The organism is Isobaculum melis, from assembly GCF_900111355.1.
Classification (GTDB): domain Bacteria; phylum Bacillota; class Bacilli; order Lactobacillales; family Carnobacteriaceae; genus Isobaculum; species Isobaculum melis.
Genome location: NZ_FOHA01000002.1, coordinates 341,710 through 356,643 on the forward strand (window position 1 = coordinate 341,710; position 14,934 = coordinate 356,643).

20 protein-coding genes are annotated in these 14,934 nt (G+C 36.0%); 10 read left to right on the top strand and 10 right to left on the bottom strand.

Features of this window, described 5'->3' with window-relative positions:
- Positions 1 to 41: 41 nt before the first annotated feature.
- The 4 genes from BMW29_RS03355 to relB form a co-directional block, all read right to left on the bottom strand.
- On the bottom strand, positions 42 to 365 hold the full coding sequence (locus BMW29_RS03355; RefSeq protein ID WP_092650291.1) for a GNAT family N-acetyltransferase: 324 nt from the start codon (positions 363 to 365) through the stop codon (positions 42 to 44).
- Between the two features lie 44 nt (positions 366 to 409).
- Positions 410 to 1,921 (bottom strand): Lsa family ABC-F type ribosomal protection protein, encoded by a 1,512-nt coding sequence (locus BMW29_RS03360; RefSeq protein WP_092650293.1) that lies wholly within the window; start codon positions 1,919 to 1,921, stop codon positions 410 to 412.
- Positions 1,922 to 2,239: 318 nt separating this feature from the next.
- A complete protein-coding gene (locus BMW29_RS03365; RefSeq protein WP_092650295.1) occupies positions 2,240 to 2,503 on the bottom strand; it encodes a type II toxin-antitoxin system RelE family toxin in 264 nt (87 codons plus the stop codon).
- A gap of 2 nt (positions 2,504 to 2,505) precedes the next feature.
- Positions 2,506 to 2,730 carry a type II toxin-antitoxin system RelB family antitoxin gene (relB, locus tag BMW29_RS03370; protein WP_092650297.1) on the bottom strand — a complete coding sequence of 75 codons (225 nt, stop codon included), beginning with the start codon at positions 2,728 to 2,730 and terminating at the stop codon, positions 2,506 to 2,508.
- Between the two features lie 231 nt (positions 2,731 to 2,961).
- Here relB and BMW29_RS03375 point away from each other — a divergent pair, with 231 nt between their 5' ends.
- From BMW29_RS03375 to BMW29_RS03410, 8 genes are all read left to right on the top strand, one after another.
- Complete coding sequence (locus tag BMW29_RS03375; protein WP_092650299.1) at positions 2,962 to 3,345, top strand: VOC family protein; 384 nt, start codon at positions 2,962 to 2,964, stop codon at positions 3,343 to 3,345.
- 239 nt (positions 3,346 to 3,584) lie between these two features.
- Positions 3,585 to 3,983 carry a VOC family protein gene (locus BMW29_RS03380; RefSeq protein WP_092650301.1) on the top strand — a complete coding sequence of 133 codons (399 nt, stop codon included), beginning with the start codon at positions 3,585 to 3,587 and terminating at the stop codon, positions 3,981 to 3,983.
- 342 nt (positions 3,984 to 4,325) lie between these two features.
- Positions 4,326 to 4,694: a dihydroneopterin aldolase gene (gene folB, locus BMW29_RS03385; protein ID WP_092650303.1), complete on the top strand. Its 369-nt coding sequence runs from the start codon at positions 4,326 to 4,328 to the stop codon at positions 4,692 to 4,694.
- Positions 4,695 to 5,198: a 2-amino-4-hydroxy-6-hydroxymethyldihydropteridine diphosphokinase gene (folK, locus tag BMW29_RS03390; RefSeq protein WP_092650305.1), complete on the top strand. Its 504-nt coding sequence runs from the start codon at positions 4,695 to 4,697 to the stop codon at positions 5,196 to 5,198. It abuts the gene before it with no gap.
- Entirely contained in the window at positions 5,191 to 5,757 is a 567-nt protein-coding gene (gene folE / locus BMW29_RS03395) for a GTP cyclohydrolase I FolE (RefSeq protein ID WP_092650307.1), read from the top strand. The genes folK and folE overlap by 8 nt, the downstream gene beginning before the upstream one ends.
- Complete coding sequence (locus BMW29_RS03400) at positions 5,758 to 6,381, top strand: non-canonical purine NTP pyrophosphatase (protein WP_245706217.1); 624 nt, start codon at positions 5,758 to 5,760, stop codon at positions 6,379 to 6,381. It abuts the gene before it with no gap.
- On the top strand, positions 6,356 to 7,156 hold the full coding sequence (gene folP, locus BMW29_RS03405; protein WP_245706218.1) for a dihydropteroate synthase: 801 nt from the start codon (positions 6,356 to 6,358) through the stop codon (positions 7,154 to 7,156). The genes BMW29_RS03400 and folP overlap by 26 nt, the downstream gene beginning before the upstream one ends.
- A 72-nt stretch (positions 7,157 to 7,228) precedes the next feature.
- Positions 7,229 to 7,750, top strand: coding sequence for a folate family ECF transporter S component (locus BMW29_RS03410; protein ID WP_092650311.1), 522 nt, complete (start codon positions 7,229 to 7,231; stop codon positions 7,748 to 7,750).
- 44 nt (positions 7,751 to 7,794) lie between these two features.
- Here BMW29_RS03410 and BMW29_RS03415 read toward each other — a convergent pair whose 3' ends face one another.
- The 5 genes from BMW29_RS03415 to BMW29_RS03435 all read right to left on the bottom strand — a co-directional run bounded on the left by BMW29_RS03415 (position 7,795) and on the right by BMW29_RS03435 (position 12,498).
- Positions 7,795 to 8,475 carry a DUF4947 domain-containing protein gene (locus tag BMW29_RS03415; RefSeq protein ID WP_092650314.1) on the bottom strand — a complete coding sequence of 227 codons (681 nt, stop codon included), beginning with the start codon at positions 8,473 to 8,475 and terminating at the stop codon, positions 7,795 to 7,797.
- Between the two features lie 233 nt (positions 8,476 to 8,708).
- On the bottom strand, positions 8,709 to 9,764 hold the full coding sequence (locus BMW29_RS03420; RefSeq protein ID WP_177165662.1) for an alpha/beta hydrolase: 1,056 nt from the start codon (positions 9,762 to 9,764) through the stop codon (positions 8,709 to 8,711).
- The gene (locus tag BMW29_RS03425) at positions 9,754 to 10,965 is read right to left on the bottom strand and encodes an MFS transporter (protein ID WP_092650319.1); all 1,212 of its coding nucleotides are present in this window, start codon (positions 10,963 to 10,965) and stop codon (positions 9,754 to 9,756) included. Before BMW29_RS03425 ends, BMW29_RS03420 begins: the two co-directional genes overlap by 11 nt.
- Positions 10,966 to 11,057: 92 nt before the next feature.
- Entirely contained in the window at positions 11,058 to 11,939 is an 882-nt protein-coding gene (locus BMW29_RS03430) for an AraC family transcriptional regulator (RefSeq protein ID WP_092650321.1), read from the bottom strand.
- A 139-nt stretch (positions 11,940 to 12,078) separates the two neighbouring features.
- Positions 12,079 to 12,498 carry a YjdF family protein gene (locus BMW29_RS03435; protein WP_092650323.1) on the bottom strand — a complete coding sequence of 140 codons (420 nt, stop codon included), beginning with the start codon at positions 12,496 to 12,498 and terminating at the stop codon, positions 12,079 to 12,081.
- Between the two features lie 256 nt (positions 12,499 to 12,754).
- On the opposite strand from BMW29_RS03435, the gene BMW29_RS03440 reads away from it, so the two are divergent.
- Together BMW29_RS03440 and BMW29_RS03445 are read left to right on the top strand one after the other, a co-directional pair.
- Entirely contained in the window at positions 12,755 to 13,516 is a 762-nt protein-coding gene (locus BMW29_RS03440) for a class I SAM-dependent methyltransferase (RefSeq protein ID WP_092650325.1), read from the top strand.
- A gap of 3 nt (positions 13,517 to 13,519) precedes the next feature.
- Positions 13,520 to 13,813 (top strand): cupin domain-containing protein, encoded by a 294-nt coding sequence (locus BMW29_RS03445; protein ID WP_092650327.1) that lies wholly within the window; start codon positions 13,520 to 13,522, stop codon positions 13,811 to 13,813.
- A gap of 355 nt (positions 13,814 to 14,168) precedes the next feature.
- On the opposite strand, the gene rplK is transcribed toward BMW29_RS03445, so the two are convergent.
- Positions 14,169 to 14,591 carry a 50S ribosomal protein L11 gene (rplK, locus tag BMW29_RS03450; RefSeq protein WP_092650329.1) on the bottom strand — a complete coding sequence of 141 codons (423 nt, stop codon included), beginning with the start codon at positions 14,589 to 14,591 and terminating at the stop codon, positions 14,169 to 14,171.
- Positions 14,592 to 14,934: the final 343 nt, after the last annotated feature.

The following is a 14,934-nucleotide window of genomic DNA, read 5'->3' on the forward strand; positions in this document are numbered from 1 at the left end:
AACGAAACTTTCCAATATTTTTTCTGCTTCAAAATCTCTAATCATTTCCCGAGCAATAATTTTCCATAACCTAAGCCTTGAAATGCTGGCTTAATTGCCATGCTCAGTTCTGGTGTTTCATCATCCACATAGCCATATGCTTGTATTTTTCTCACCCAAGCAGCACCGATACATTCATTCTGTTCAACTGCTACTAAACAAAAATCTGTCGCTACTTTGCCAAAATCTTTTATGTACAAATAAAGATCTTCATTAAATAGGATAGAACGAGGAGGTAGCTCATCACCAATCGGTACATAGATCGCTTCATAAAGCATCTCTTGCAAAAAATCAGTTTCTGTTTTTCTTAACACTCTTATTTCCATCTTCACTCCCCCATATCATTATTAAGGCTCAAACATCTTAACACTTAAGCCTTATCTTTATTCCACTTTAAAAAAACAATTTCCGTCTCTACTTTCGCTAAAAAAGTCTGATCATGCTCCACCAGAAGCATTGCAGGCTGCACAGATAAAATCAGCTCTTCCAATTGTTCTTGATTAAACACATCCAAATAATTTAACGGCTCATCCCAAATATACAAATCAGCAGGCTGTGCCAACGACTTCGCTAATTCTACCTTTTTCCGCTGTCCCATACTCATCTGCTCAATCCGATTCTGAAACACCTCGCGCGCCATTCCTAGCTTATGCAAATTATTCAAAAATGCCTGATAATCTAACCCCTGAGCTTCTGCAAACTCCGTTAAAGTTCCTTGATTGTCTTCATAATTTTGACGCACATAACTTATCTTTAAAGTTTGAGGATAAATGGCTTTCCCATCACTCTCCCCTTTAAATTGCCCAAGCAAATAGTGAATCACCGAAGACTTCCCTGAGCCATTAGGTCCCACTAAAGCCACCCGTTGACCTTGTCCTACTTCAAAAGAAATCCCCTGAAACAATTTCTTCTCAGCGTAACTTAAGCTCAAATCTTCAACTGATAATAAGCGCTTATGATGACTCGGTTGCAAATTCATTGTCAATGGATCAATATATTCAATATCCTTCAGTAGCTGTTCCTTCTCCGAAACCTGCTTATCCATTCGCCCTTCAATGACTTTTGAACGCTTCATCGTTCTAGCAGCTCGTGCCCCAACAAAGCCTTTATCAGGATTGCCTCCACTTCCTTTTTCTGAAGGTCGTCCATATTTATCCTGCTCTCTTGATTTAGACCAGTCAGCTTTTTCTGCTGCGGTTTTCTTTAATCGACCAATTTCTTTTCTCAGCTTTTCATTTTGAGAAAGTTCAAATGCATCACGGATTTTCTTTTGCTCTTCATAAACAGAAAAATTTCCTTGATACAATTCAAGCTGACTCTTTTCAATCGACAACACATGATCTACAACTTCATCCACAAAAGAGCGGTCATGACTCACCACAATAAAGCCTTGACGCTTTTTCTTCAAATAGTTCGCTACTTGCTGACGCCCTAATAAATCTAAATGATTAGTTGGTTCATCAATGAGTGGAAACGATTGCTCATTGATAAAAAGTAATGCCAATAAAACCTTCGTTTGCTCCCCACCAGATAGCGTTTCGAAAGCACGCCATAAAATAGCTGGATCGACTTGCAGTAAATTTAATTCTCGTTCAATTTCCCATTGCTCAAAGTCAGCAATTTCCTGTAAAACATAAAAAGTTAATTGCGCTTTATCTTGAATCGGTTGTGGAAAATAAACAAAATCCAGTTGATGAATGACTTGACCTGAATAAGCTAATTGCTGCTGTAATATCTTTAATAAAGTTGTTTTACCACGCCCATTGCGCCCAATCAATCCTAATTTCCACTGTGTATCAAAAGTTAGATTCGCTTCATCAAATAATAATGTTCCTTGCGTACCATACCCAAATGTTAAGTTTTTTATTTCAATTTTTGACATCACATCACCTCAGTTTTCTAAAAAAGACCTCTTGTCCTTTTTAACCCCTGGCTTCACAATTTTATTGTAAACACCAAACCTATTTCCAGAACAACTAACTAAGAGATGAATGCACAAAAAGACCCATCCAAAGAAAAATTAGCTCAATTCTGAAAATCTGCATACTGCACCCTTGATCGTTCCTCAAGTTACAGTTCAATTGCAGCTTCAACAAATTGGCTTATTTTTTCAATGGATGGATCCCTCACTTCGCGTTTGATTGATTTTACTATAGCATGGCGATTTCTTAGTTGTCAACTACTGCTGCATTCAGAAAAGTTAATATATTTTCTTCCTATGTCCAACCTCTAAGGCTAAAACAAGTAATTCATCTTCTTCAATCTTACAGATGATTCGATAGTCTCCCACACGATATCTCCATTTTCCGCTATGATTTCCAACAAGTAATTTACCTGATTTCTTAGGGTTATTTGTATCTGCAATATTTTTTAACAACCATTTTAAAATCATTTTTGCTGTGAATTTATCTAGTTTTGCAAGTTGTTTCTCAAATCTTGGTGTTGTCTCTACTCTATATTTCATACCTAGTCAACCTCATATTCTGTTAGAAGTTCACTCAACGGTCTACTTTTACGATTCTTCAAATAATCTTCATAAGCAATATCACCTACATGAGCATCATAACTATCCTCTAAGCTTTCAAGGGTAGTTGTTTTCAGCAAATCAGACAAGCTTTTCCCTTCAAACTTAGCCATTTCATCAAGAAATTTTTTTTCTTCATCACTTACTCTAACTGTAATTGTTGCCATAATGTCTCACTCCTTACGTTACTTTTTATGGGTTAAGCATAACACATTCCCCCTAGCATATAAACACAAATGTGTTCGCTAACTTAAATTTTTTCTAAAAAAAATGTTTCAATTAAATCTACCTAATGATCAATAACTGAAAATAATCTATCAAAATGAAGTAATTTCCCCAATCTCCCAGAACTTTCCTATATAATGAATCATAAATATCGCAATAAAGGAGCTACTATCATGAAAATTGAACATATCGGTTTATGGACTACAAATTTAGAAGGGATGCGTGCCTTCTACGAAAAGTATTTCGAGGCAAAACCATCCGCATTATATCACAATACAACTTCTGGCTTTCACTCTTATTTTTTAACTTTTGAAAGTGGCGCTAGACTAGAAATCATGCAACGGGCAGATGTCATTCATCGTGTGATTGGTGGAGAAGCTTTAGGATTTGCACATTTAGCTATCACACTTGGCAGTAAAAAAAAGGTGGACAGCTTAACCAAAAAAATTGTAGCAGATGGCTACCAATTACTAAGTCCTTGTCGCACAACTGGTGATGGCTATTATGAATCGGTTATTGCAGACCCAGAAGGAAATCGTATCGAAATCACAGCTTAATACTAAATATTGAACTTCTACAGATTGCTTAAAAATTGATATTTACATCACTTGCCCATATACTATTGCCAAATTTTAGATTTCAATTGCAGGAAGTTGGTAAAATAGTCAACTATCAAAAAAATGAAACCAAATTTAATCTAGCTTTCATCCAACACTTTATTTTTGACAATGAAAGCCCTTTATGAGATGCTTTGTGCGGAATCAACTCTACAAAAATAAAGAATGGGGGATTTTTTATGTCAAGTATGGTTTTTGTCAATTTTCCAGTAGCAGATGTGGCGCGTTCTACTGCATTTTATGAAAAGTTGGGATTCAAAAAAAATGAGGATTTTTCCAATGAAACAAGCAGCTCTATGGTTTGGGATGACCATTTTTGGATCATGTTGCTCAGTCATGATTTCTATCGTCAATTTATTCATGGCAAAGAAATTGCAGATGTCAGAACCACCAGTGGCGTGCTGGTTGCCTTTAGTTTAGAAAGTGCAGCAGCCGTTAAAAAATTCGCTGAAACAGCAAAAGCAAATGGTGGCGATTATTATCAAGTTGAGATGGGGATTCCTGAGGAGCAAATGTTTGGACTTGAAGTACAAGACCCTGATGGCAATATGCTAGAACCCACTTGGATGGCGATTTAAAGTAAACTAAGCTGACAAAATAAGGCTTTTATTTTGTCAGCTTTATTGCTGTCTTTTTTACATACTCCCCCTTTTATACTTTTCATGCTTTAACATTGACATAGGCATCTAATTTCCGTCAAAAAAACCTGGTATAAAAAACCACAGATAAACTGAAAATCCCTATATTTTTTCTGCTATTTTTTTATTGTCTTCATTGAATAAAATGTTACAATGTGTTTAATTCAAGATGCACATATTTACTTGTCATTCTTGAGAAACAACTATTTTTAATCATCAAGTGTCAACTACTTTTTTAACTTGCATCACAATAAAACTATTTTGAATGAAGGGTGAAAATGTATGGGAAAAATCAGAATTAATAATTTAAGTTTTTACACAAAAAATGGCGTCTTGCCAGAGGAACGGGTCTTGGGTCAGCGTTTAGAGATTGATGTTGAGTTAACTTTAGATTTGGCTAAAGCAGGGAAAACCGATTGTGTGGCGGATACGATTAGCTATGCTGAGGTAAATGATCAAATTGCTTTACGCCTAAACAATCATTCTTATGATTTAATTGAGGCTGTTGCTTCTGCTATTATTGATGATATTGAAGCCGTTCATGGTCCAAAATTAACCAAAGTTCTTGTTAGAGTCAGAAAATATGGTGTGCCAATGCCTGGTATTTTTGATAATGTTGAAGTGGAATTAGAAAGAGAGATGACGCACTAAATGACAACTGGTTATTTAGCCTTAGGCAGTAATTTAGGTGATCGTTTGTTGACATTAAAGAAAGCGGTTACGAAATTAGAGCAAACTTCAGCTATTCAGGTAGTTGCAAAATCAATAATTTATGAAACACTTCCTTATGGAGATGTTCCTCAAGATAACTATTTAAATGCTGTCTTACGCATTGAGACTGCGTTATCTCCTCTGGATTTATTGAATAAAACACAGCAAATTGAACAGGAGTTAGGAAGAGTCCGAACCATTCATTGGGGACCAAGGACGATTGATATTGATCTTTTGTTATTAGGTGATACAACACTCACTAGCGAAAGACTCATCCTTCCTCATAAAGAAATTACCAAACGTTCCTTTGTTTTGATTCCATTAGCGGATGTGTATGTAAATCAAACACTTTTTGGCCAATCATTGCCTGAATTAATTGAAGCCACTGGGAATCAGCAGGAAGTTTGGAAAAGCAAAGAAAGTTGGGAATCAATCAATGGATAAAAAACAACAAGCAATCATTGAAGCAGCAGTTACGCAAATTTTAACAGCAATTGGAGAAGACCCTAAACGTTCAGGTCTAAAGGATACCCCAAAACGTGTCGCTAGAATGTATGGCGAAGTTTTTAGCTCTTTAACTGAACCCGTTTTTGATGATTACGCCTTATTTGATAGTCGCAATGAAGAAGATATGGTATTGGTAAAAGACATCCAATTTTACTCGATGTGTGAGCATCATCTTTTACCTTTTTTTGGTAAAGCACATATTGCTTATATTCCAGATGGCAATCAAGTTCTTGGCTTAAGTAAATTGCCACGTTTAGTAGAATATTGTGCCAAGCGGCCTAGTGTCCAGGAAGATTTAACCATGATGATTGCTGAAGAGTTAAGTAAAAATGTCCCAGTTAAAGGAATTGCTGTTTCCATTGAAGCAGCTCATATGTGTATGACTATGAGAGGTGTCAAAACGCCTGACAGTCTTACAAAAACCTTTCATTATCGAGGGTTATTTAAAGAAAATTCTGAATGGAAAAACGACTTTCTTCAAGCCATTAGAAATTAGGTGAAGGTTTTGGAAATCATTATTGGTACAAACAATCAAGGGAAATTGAATGAGCTCTCTGCTGGAATCAATGATCCAGCTATTCAGCTTGTTCCCTATACAACTTATTCCCATCAAGAAATTGATATCCTAGAGTCTGGCAGTAGCTACTTAGCAAATGCACAAATCAAAGCGTTGCACTATGCCAAGGTGCTTCAAAAAAATGTTTTAGCTGACGATGGTGGCTTAGAGCTTGCGGCTTTCCCAACGCTTTTAGGTGTTGAAACAGCACGCTTCTTTTCAAAAGACGCAACCGATCAACAAAAAAATCAGCAGCTCTTAGCCTTATTTGATCAGCCAGCCAGCAGTCGTATAATCACTCTGCATGCAGTATTAGTCTATGCTTCCCCTAATGGTATATTATGTACTGTTGCAGAAGAACTAACTGGGGAAATAGCAAAAGTAGAAACGGGCTCACTTGGTTATGGCTTTGACCGGATTTTTTATTTACCTGAAATTAAAAAAACCTTAGCTGAATTGCCTCTAGTTGAAAGAAACCAATACAGTCCAAGAATCCGTGCTTTTCAAAAAATCAGCAAAAAAATTCAGGAGGTCACAAATGAATCAGCATCCAATATTCGCTAAACCAGCTACACAAATCATGGGCATTGTTAATGTTACACCTGACTCTTTTTCTGATGGTGGACTTTTTTATGACACGCAGCATGCAATTGAGCATGCCAAACAGTTGATTAAAGAAGGTGTTGATATTCTTGATATTGGTGGACAATCAACCCGTCCAGGTTATCAGGAAGTTTCGGAAGAGGAAGAGTTAGCTAGAGTTGCACCTGTTATTAAAGCGATTCGTCAGCTAACTGACCTACCCATTTCAATTGATACTTATTTTCCAAGTGTGGCCAAAGCTGCTTTGGCACTTGGTGCAACGATTTTAAATGATGTGCGTGGCTTAGATCATCCTGAAATGCTTGCTGTTGCAAAAGCCTTTCCAAAAGCTGGGCTCATCATTATGCACTCTCGACCTAGAATCAGTACCTTAACCATTCAAGAAGATCTTCAAGCTTTTTATCAAGAAAAAATCAAACAATGCCAACAAGCAAATATTGCGCTTGAGCGAATTTGCTTTGATCCAGGAATTGGCTTTGGCAAAAGCTTAGCAGAAAATATTCAAATTTTACAAAATCCCGATGCTTTTCGCTATCAAGATTATCCACTTTTATATGGCGTTTCAAGAAAACGAACAATTGAACATCTAACTGGGGAAACAAATCCGATGGAACGTGATATTGCCTCGATTACGGCTTCCCTTTATGCCGCCAATCAGGGGGTTGAAATTTTGCGGATACATCATGTCAAAGGAATGAAAGAAGCCTTAACTGTTTGGCAAACTCTTGATTGCTAAGACAATCATTTGGATTTATCAAACAGTCCCTATTTCCACTTTAAAATGAATGATTAAAGGAGTATGACTTTTATGAATCGATCGAAAGTATGGCTCATTACATTTGGTAGTAGTATTGTAGCCATCCAAATTATTTTAGGAAGCCTACTGTCTGTTCAATTTCTCTTAACTAAGATCTCTTTTTCATTTATTGCCATGGCACTTTCCGCTAGAGTCTTTCGGCCACATATTACAGCAGGATTAGCAGCCTTAGCCTATACACTTGGGATGATTCTTTTTCCAAAATTCACTTTTTTTCCAGGCTTTATCTTAACTGCTTTTCTGGCTGGTCTAATATTTGGCTATGCACTCTACAAAAAAGTAACTCTCTTGCGAATCATGCTTGCTAACTTTTTAGTTACCTTTGGTGTGTATTTATTCTTAAATAGCTTATGGTTGAATATGCTTTATCAAACACCCTGGTCTTTCTTATTAAGTACACGTTTTATTCAAGAAGTGATTACCTTTACAGTTTACACGGCAATTTTGATTCTTTTATTTAAAATTCCAACGATTAATCATTTAACTGAAAAAGGTCGGCAATATACAAAATAGCAGCTAGCATAAAAAAAGCCTCAATGGCTTTTTTTATGTTCACACTATTCAGTAATGGGAAGTTTGCCATTAAAATCAATATACTCAGTTAATGGGGTAATAAACTGCACGCGATTGTCATATAAATAAACATTTGGCTTTCCTTGATCTTCATAAATAAAAGCTTCCATATCCATTCTTAAACCTGCTGCAATGCTTACATCTGCACTAGAAAGCATGAAAGCCTTTGCTTGTCCTTCTGTCAGTCTGCCATTGCTATACTCTTCTTTAATTCTTTCCCACTCAGTTTCTTCTAAGCGCACTTTTAGCGCTTCAATATCTGTCACAACACTATCTGGTTCACCTAATATTTGAATCACTTGTTCTCCTGTATAATGAGAATAATCAGGCAGAACCGCACGCATGCTTCCTTCTCCATCAGACTCATACATGACTTCTTCATTATCATCTTCTGGATTTGGGGTAAAGATGCCACCACTTGTGTCAGCTATTGGCTTTTCGTTGCTTGGCTCTTTTTGAACACTGCTTTCAGAATGACGTGCTTCTTTTTCTAGCTCTTTTTCCTTCTCTAATTCTTTTTCCTTTTCTTTCTTCTTTTTCTTTTTACTTTCATTAACACTTGTGCGATCTGCTTCCTGCTCTTTTTTTGTTGTATCTTTTGACTTTAAGCTGCACCCGCTTAGAACTAACAGTAACAAACTACAAGTGACCATCCATTTTTTCATTTTTTTCTCCTTAACCTCTATGTATTTTTAGTACAAAATAAACTTTCTCCTTTTAATTTACAGGAAAAAGCTTAAATTTCATAGTGTTTTTTTAATAAAGCAGGTCACAAAAAAAGAGCCTACTAAAGTAAGCTCTCTAAAATACTTATTTTTCGGCTATTTGCTCTGTTTGTAAGAGAAAAGGATAGCATGCTCCTAATAAATTTTCTTCATTTCTAAAGGCACAGGCTTCTTTAATCATCCGCTAGCATAAATTGAACAGCCTCTTTTAGGCAATCATCTCCTTGTAGATAATCCCCTACTTTATCCATAAACGCATGAACCATTCCATCATATCTTAAATAATAAATATCTGCTCCAGCTTGCTTCGCTTTTTCATAAAATGCCTCTCCCTGAGGACGTAACGCATCAAATTCTCCAACCATAAATAAAGTTTTAGGTAGTTTGGCCAATAATTCTGCATCTGCATTATATGGCGAAATCATCATCGATTCTGCATCTGCATCTCGAATATACCAAGCATCAATCGCACTAAAGGATTGACTAAACCCAGTGGCATATTGATGAATTAAAGCCTCATCTGCTTGAATATTTAGTTGATTCCAATTATAAAAGTCTTGAAGCAACCCTTCGTTTTTCCCTTGATAAACAACTGGATACAATGAAACCGCATGTTGAATACAATTTGTCCCATATAAACGATCTAATAAAGACATCACATAGGTAAGATTTCCTCCCGCAGAATCTCCCATCACATTAAGATTCGCTTCATTTACCTTTAAGGCTTCATGATGATGCTTCACATATACCAGTGCTTGATAGGCATCAATAATTCCTTTAGGATAAGGATTTTCTGGCGCCAAACCATAGTCAACAGAGAAAACTCTGATATCTCCTAAGTCTGCTATTCTTCTACATGGTAGGTCCACATTATCTAAAGAGCCTCCAAAAAATCCACCACCATGATAGAAAACTACAGCTGGTAAAACTTCATTAGCGCGCTCTTTTTTCACATAGCTTCTCACAGGAATACCTGCAAAATCTGTATTTGTTACTAATATTTCATGTGTTGCAATATCTTTTGCAGCAGGCCAGCCCATCATTGCACGCATCATGGCTACATCAGGAATAACAGCCGCTTCATTTACTGAATCTGTTTCCTCTGGAGGGGTAATTTCTTCCTTAGCACGTGGATCCAAATACCCTGACTCTTGATAGCCAGGTACTCTTTTAATGTGCATTCTTTCATCAGTTGTTGCGATACTTGCCATAACATCTTTATTTTGCATATCCATTCTCCTCTTCCTTTTGAACAATTTGTTTATTTTTATGAAGCATTGTTACAACTAAAGTACTGATCCCTAGTCCAATTAAGAAAATACTACAAATGAAGAGATTTCCTTTTGCATCTGATAATGAGAACAATTGACCTAAACCATTCACAAGAGTTGGTGATAAAAACACACCTAAATTAATCCCAACAAGTAAGAGTGAAGTAGCTAAGTTGACTGAGTTAGTAGGTGCTACTTCCCCCGTTAATATGAATAAATAGGGTGCCGCCAAGCTAAAACAAACCCCGGCAATACTTGCCCCAACGACCACTAGCAATAAACTAGATGCATTGGCAATGATGAAAAAGCCTAGTCCCATTCCTAAAATACCAATTGGCAACACAAATTTTTTCAATAATTTAAAGATTTTCCCATAAACCACACCAATCACAATCCCCACAATAGTTACAGCACTTAAAATGCTCGCAGCATTCTCAGGCTGTCCAAGATTGGTTTCCATTAGGAAAGTGGACATTTTCAGCATTAAAACCATGAAGAATGCATAAAGGAATAAGGCAAATACCATCAAGCCAATCGTTGCCACATTGACCGTTTCTTTACCACTCGTATCAACAGACACTGCTGTTGTAGTTGTTTTTTTTGAAGGGAGCTTGACAAATAAACCAAACAAGACAATAGGAATCAGCATTGCCGCATAAATTAAATAAGATGTATGCCAGCCATATTTTGCTAGTACACCAACTAGCAAGGTTAAAATAGTACTACCAATCGATCCCATTGCACTTTGCAGCCCCATCATAGAAGCCTGCTCTTCACCATCGTAAATTTCAGTGATTAAGCTTACAGCTAATGAATTAAATAAACCAATTCCTGCACCAAAGAAAAAACGTGAAATTAATACAATGAGATAGCTACTTGTAAAAACAGGCATCATCCCTGCAACTAAAGCAAGAATCAGACCTAGCATAATGGTTTGCTTTTTACCAATTTGACGAATAAAAAGATTACTAATAAGAACAAAAATCAAGATACCAAAGTTTGGTACTGTCGCAATTAATTCCACCGATGCTAAACTTTGTGCTGTAAAAGACTCCTTCATTAAAGGAATTAAAGCAGATATTGCTGGTGCTGCCGTTAACATTAAAGAAATAGATAAGAGTGATACTTTGAAAAGAAATTGATTCTTTTGACCATCCATTTTTATGACCTCCTACTGTTTTTGAAACCGGTTACATTTATAGATTAACATGTATCCGATAAATAAAAGGTCTGATACTGGCTAAAAAAAGGTCAATTCTTGTCCTCATCTTTTTGACTACGAACATCAAGCTGATATTGCTTTGGCGATACACCATATAAATGAATAAAAGTTTGTCTAAAAGATTTTACATTAGCAAAACCAACTAAATCAGAAATAACAGCAATTGGCTTATCTGTATGCATCAAATAACGTTCTCCATGCTGTACTCGTACAAGACGCACATAACTCATAACACCCATTCCTAAATATTTTTTAAATAATTTGGCTAAATAAAATGTAGACAAATGAAACGTTTCTGCTAAAAACTGGACAGATAGCTCAAGAGTATAATGCTCTTGAATATAAGCAATAATATCTCCCACCTTTTCTAATCCAACATTTTGTACAATTGCAAGTGTTGAATCTTTCACTTGATACATCCAATCCTTTGCTAATAAATAAAGCAGTTGATAAGTTAAACTTAACAGTTGCATCTCTTGATAAAGTTCATCCTGAGAAGCTACAGCCTCATAGAATGAGAATAAGCATTTTTGCAGTTCAGCTACTTTTTCCTGCTTGTCTACAAATTGATTAGGATGTGTAACAAACCTCATATATTCAAAATGAGGAATCATTTTTTTTAATAACGCATAAGGAACCTGAATGGTCATTGCATCAATTGTAGTGGTAATCCCTGGAAAAACACTATGAACTTCCGCTGGATTAATGATTAAAATACTTCCTTTATGTGTTTGATATTCTTTAGCATGAATCTTATAACTTGGAATAGAACCAGCCACTGTCAATGAAATTTCCAATGATTGATGCCAATGAGGCAATACACTGCTTCCACCATGACTACTATTATGAATAATCCAATTAATTGGGACAATTGTATTGGTATACTGAATCACTTCATGCTTAAATTCCATTTTACCCTCTCCTCTTTTGTCCAACCCTCAAACTTACATTGATTTTAAATCAATTCAATAAGGAATGCAAAAATGATTATTTTTCAGACAAGACAAAAAGCTAGCAACGTTTGCTAAAACCGCTACTAGCTTGCACCATCTAATGCCCCTTATGCTTCTGCTTTCTTTTTTCCTGCTTCAAGCGGAACTGAGTGGCTTTAAATGCTTCTTTTGCTTTTTTGGAATTTTTCTTCCGTTCAGTCTTTCTTAATTCTCGTTGTGCCTGTAAGGCTTGTTGAGATTTTGTGCCAATGGCTGGTTGCTTCTTTTGCCGATTGATTGCTCGATGCATTCTTTTAGGATTCATCCTGTTTTTCACCTTTTCTTCTGCTACCATTGCTTCACTAAAAGGTAAAAAAATAAATTGATTGAGTACCACATCCAGCACTTCATGATTTTTAGGTTCTGGCCCAAAAGTATATTTGCAGACTGATAACTGACCGTTATCGATGCATTCAAAGAGTCCCACCCAAAAAGGCTTTTCAAAGTATACAGTTAATTGACAATATCTGACATCCATAAATTCCCCTCCTATATCAAATGATATAAAGAATGGACAACCATAGGAGGCAGGTTACTGACAATTGTTGCCAACTGCGTCTGGACTACCGACCAGAACTGTGTTTTTATCCTTACCTATTCAAATTATCATGGATAAAGGGAATCTTCAAGCTTTTTTAGCTATATCTTCTTTTCTTCATAAAACACTTGTGTTTTATTGAGCAAATAGATATAATTGAGAATGAATCTCATTGTCAATAAAAAGGAGGTAACCTATGAAAACAGAAGCTGGACACAATTTTTTGGCTCGCTTGGGCAAGACCCGTTTACGACCAGGAGGCATCATAGCTACTAAATGGCTGATTGAACAAGCTGAGATAACTAGTGATACAAAGATTTTGGAAGTTGCTTGTAATATGGGAACAACCATGATTGAACTAGCAAAAAACCATCAATGTGAAATTGTAGGCGTTGATTTGAGTCAAGCTGCACTAGAAAAAGCAACACAAAATATCGCTGCGCACCATTTAGAGCATCTGATTTCTGTACAAAAAGCAAATGCAGTAAAATTACCTTTTCCAGATCAATCATTTGATTTTATTATAAACGAAGCAATGCTCACAATGTTAGATAACAATGCAAAAAAACGAGCAGTTGCTGAATATTTTCGCATCTTAAAACCAGGAGGAATGCTTCTTACCCATGATATTTGTTTAACCAGTAACAATCTTGAACTGGTAGAAAAATTGAGTCAAACCATCAATGTTCATGTACACCCTCAAATCATTCCTGCATGGGAAGCTACGTTTAGTGGTGCAGGATTTTCAACTATTCAAATAAAAACGGGTAACATGTCTTTAATGAGTCCAATCGGGATGATCAAAGATGAAGGCTTAGGTCGCACTTTTACGATTATCAAAAATGGGTTAAAAGCTGAGAATCGCTCAACCTTCAAAAAAATGTTTAACCTATTTAAAACAGCTGCAAATGACTTACAATATATTGCGGTTGCAAGCAAAAAAGCAAAGGAGGATTAATTGATGAAAGTATATACTGGCAATTCTGATATCGAGCTATTTGAGCATTTAATTGAAGATGAACAACAGGTAGTGACACATTTAGTCGTCAAAAAAGGGCAAGTGGTTCCCACTCACCATGTCAATCAAGCGGTAATTGTCGTACCTATCAAAGGAAAAATTTCATTTTCTGATGTCTCTTCTAAAGAGATGATATACCCTGGAAAAATTATTCAACTGGCGCCTCAAGAACCACATGCATTATCTGCAATTGAAGATAGTGAATTAATGGTGATTAAATCATTCCTTCGTTCATAAACAGTCATCTTTAGTTGGCACTTAGATGTGGCTCTTACAGCCTAATAGGAGTCTAAAATTGAAAAAACAGGAGGAGCAATAAAAATTAAATTTTAATTTTTATACATATCATTTTCAAACAAAAATGAATCATCGACTAAGCCACCAATCACCATGATTGGTGGCTTAGTGCAATTACCTTGTTACTTTTAAGTCTATCTATCTTAAGCTTGAGAGACTGCTAATGCTTTGTAAGGATACTTCATATCTCATTAAGTGAGCATTTTTTTCAAAGTCACCTATTAAAACTTCTTTAAAATCAACTTGTTAGAATCTATTGACACCTCTTTCCATCTTTCTATATGTAAGAGGTCTTTTATTTTTCAATAACGACCCCCATATTCTTGGCTGTGCCTTCAATCATTTTCATCGCACTTTCTAAAGTATAGACATTTAAATCAGGCATTTTTATATTAGCAATCTCTGCTACTTGCTTCTTGGTCAAGGTTCCAACAGTTTCATGTCCTGTTTTTGCTGCCCCTTTTTGAATGCCTAATGCTTCTTTGATTAAAAAGGCAGTTGGTGGTGCAGTTACTTCAATTTTAAAGCTACGGTCTTCATAAATTGTAATTTTTGCTGGAATGATTTTACCAATATCTGCTTTGGTTCGCTCATTATATTCCTGACTAAAATTTGCTAAATGAATGCCTGTTGGGGCTAAATCCTTGCCAATTGTCGCAGGCGTTACTTTTCCAGCTGGAAGATTTAATTTAATTGTTCTGATGCTATTTTTATTCATCTCATCAATCCTTGTATATTATATTTAAGGTTTTTATCTTCCGATTATAATTGGAGAACCTTATGAACCATTGTAATTTTCATTTGGTATTAACTCAGTTCATCTGAGATAATATAACTATTGGATTGAGAGGTTGTGCCGTTCATTCCTTGAGTCTTTGAACTCGTTCTCGAAAGACTGGCACCTCTCTCTGATTGGCTGTTTGCGAATGAGTTAGATGTTGAAGGTATTAATGCCTTACTCCGTATCTAGAACAAGGTAGTGACGCTTTTCAGACGAGTGGCAATCAATCCAAAATTTTACCCTTAGAAGGTGTTTCTATGCTCTATCTTGGTATTGATAT

What these genes read in the sequence shown, in the direction of transcription:
- folK (WP_092650305.1), top strand. Translation starts at nt 4,695, where the DNA reads ATGACAACTGGTTATTTAGCCTTAGGCAGTAATTTAGGTGATCGTTTG.
- BMW29_RS03415 (WP_092650314.1), bottom strand. Translation starts at nt 8,475, where the DNA reads ATGAAAAAATGGATGGTCACTTGTAGTTTGTTACTGTTAGTTCTAAGC.
- BMW29_RS03420 (WP_177165662.1), bottom strand. Translation starts at nt 9,764, where the DNA reads ATGCAAAATAAAGATGTTATGGCAAGTATCGCAACAACTGATGAAAGA.
- rplK (WP_092650329.1), bottom strand. Translation starts at nt 14,591, where the DNA reads ATGAATAAAAATAGCATCAGAACAATTAAATTAAATCTTCCAGCTGGA.
- BMW29_RS03360 (WP_092650293.1), bottom strand. Translation starts at nt 1,921, where the DNA reads ATGTCAAAAATTGAAATAAAAAACTTAACATTTGGGTATGGTACGCAA.
- BMW29_RS03365 (WP_092650295.1), bottom strand. Translation starts at nt 2,503, where the DNA reads ATGAAATATAGAGTAGAGACAACACCAAGATTTGAGAAACAACTTGCA.
- BMW29_RS03355 (WP_092650291.1), bottom strand. Translation starts at nt 365, where the DNA reads ATGGAAATAAGAGTGTTAAGAAAAACAGAAACTGATTTTTTGCAAGAG.
- BMW29_RS03430 (WP_092650321.1), bottom strand. Translation starts at nt 11,939, where the DNA reads ATGGAATTTAAGCATGAAGTGATTCAGTATACCAATACAATTGTCCCA.
- BMW29_RS03375 (WP_092650299.1), top strand. Translation starts at nt 2,962, where the DNA reads ATGAAAATTGAACATATCGGTTTATGGACTACAAATTTAGAAGGGATG.
- folB (WP_092650303.1), top strand. Translation starts at nt 4,326, where the DNA reads ATGGGAAAAATCAGAATTAATAATTTAAGTTTTTACACAAAAAATGGC.
- folE (WP_092650307.1), top strand. Translation starts at nt 5,191, where the DNA reads ATGGATAAAAAACAACAAGCAATCATTGAAGCAGCAGTTACGCAAATT.
- BMW29_RS03380 (WP_092650301.1), top strand. Translation starts at nt 3,585, where the DNA reads ATGTCAAGTATGGTTTTTGTCAATTTTCCAGTAGCAGATGTGGCGCGT.
- relB (WP_092650297.1), bottom strand. Translation starts at nt 2,730, where the DNA reads ATGGCAACAATTACAGTTAGAGTAAGTGATGAAGAAAAAAAATTTCTT.
- BMW29_RS03410 (WP_092650311.1), top strand. Translation starts at nt 7,229, where the DNA reads ATGAATCGATCGAAAGTATGGCTCATTACATTTGGTAGTAGTATTGTA.
- BMW29_RS03425 (WP_092650319.1), bottom strand. Translation starts at nt 10,965, where the DNA reads ATGGATGGTCAAAAGAATCAATTTCTTTTCAAAGTATCACTCTTATCT.
- folP (WP_245706218.1), top strand. Translation starts at nt 6,356, where the DNA reads ATGAATCAGCATCCAATATTCGCTAAACCAGCTACACAAATCATGGGC.
- BMW29_RS03435 (WP_092650323.1), bottom strand. Translation starts at nt 12,498, where the DNA reads ATGGATGTCAGATATTGTCAATTAACTGTATACTTTGAAAAGCCTTTT.
- BMW29_RS03445 (WP_092650327.1), top strand. Translation starts at nt 13,520, where the DNA reads ATGAAAGTATATACTGGCAATTCTGATATCGAGCTATTTGAGCATTTA.
- BMW29_RS03440 (WP_092650325.1), top strand. Translation starts at nt 12,755, where the DNA reads ATGAAAACAGAAGCTGGACACAATTTTTTGGCTCGCTTGGGCAAGACC.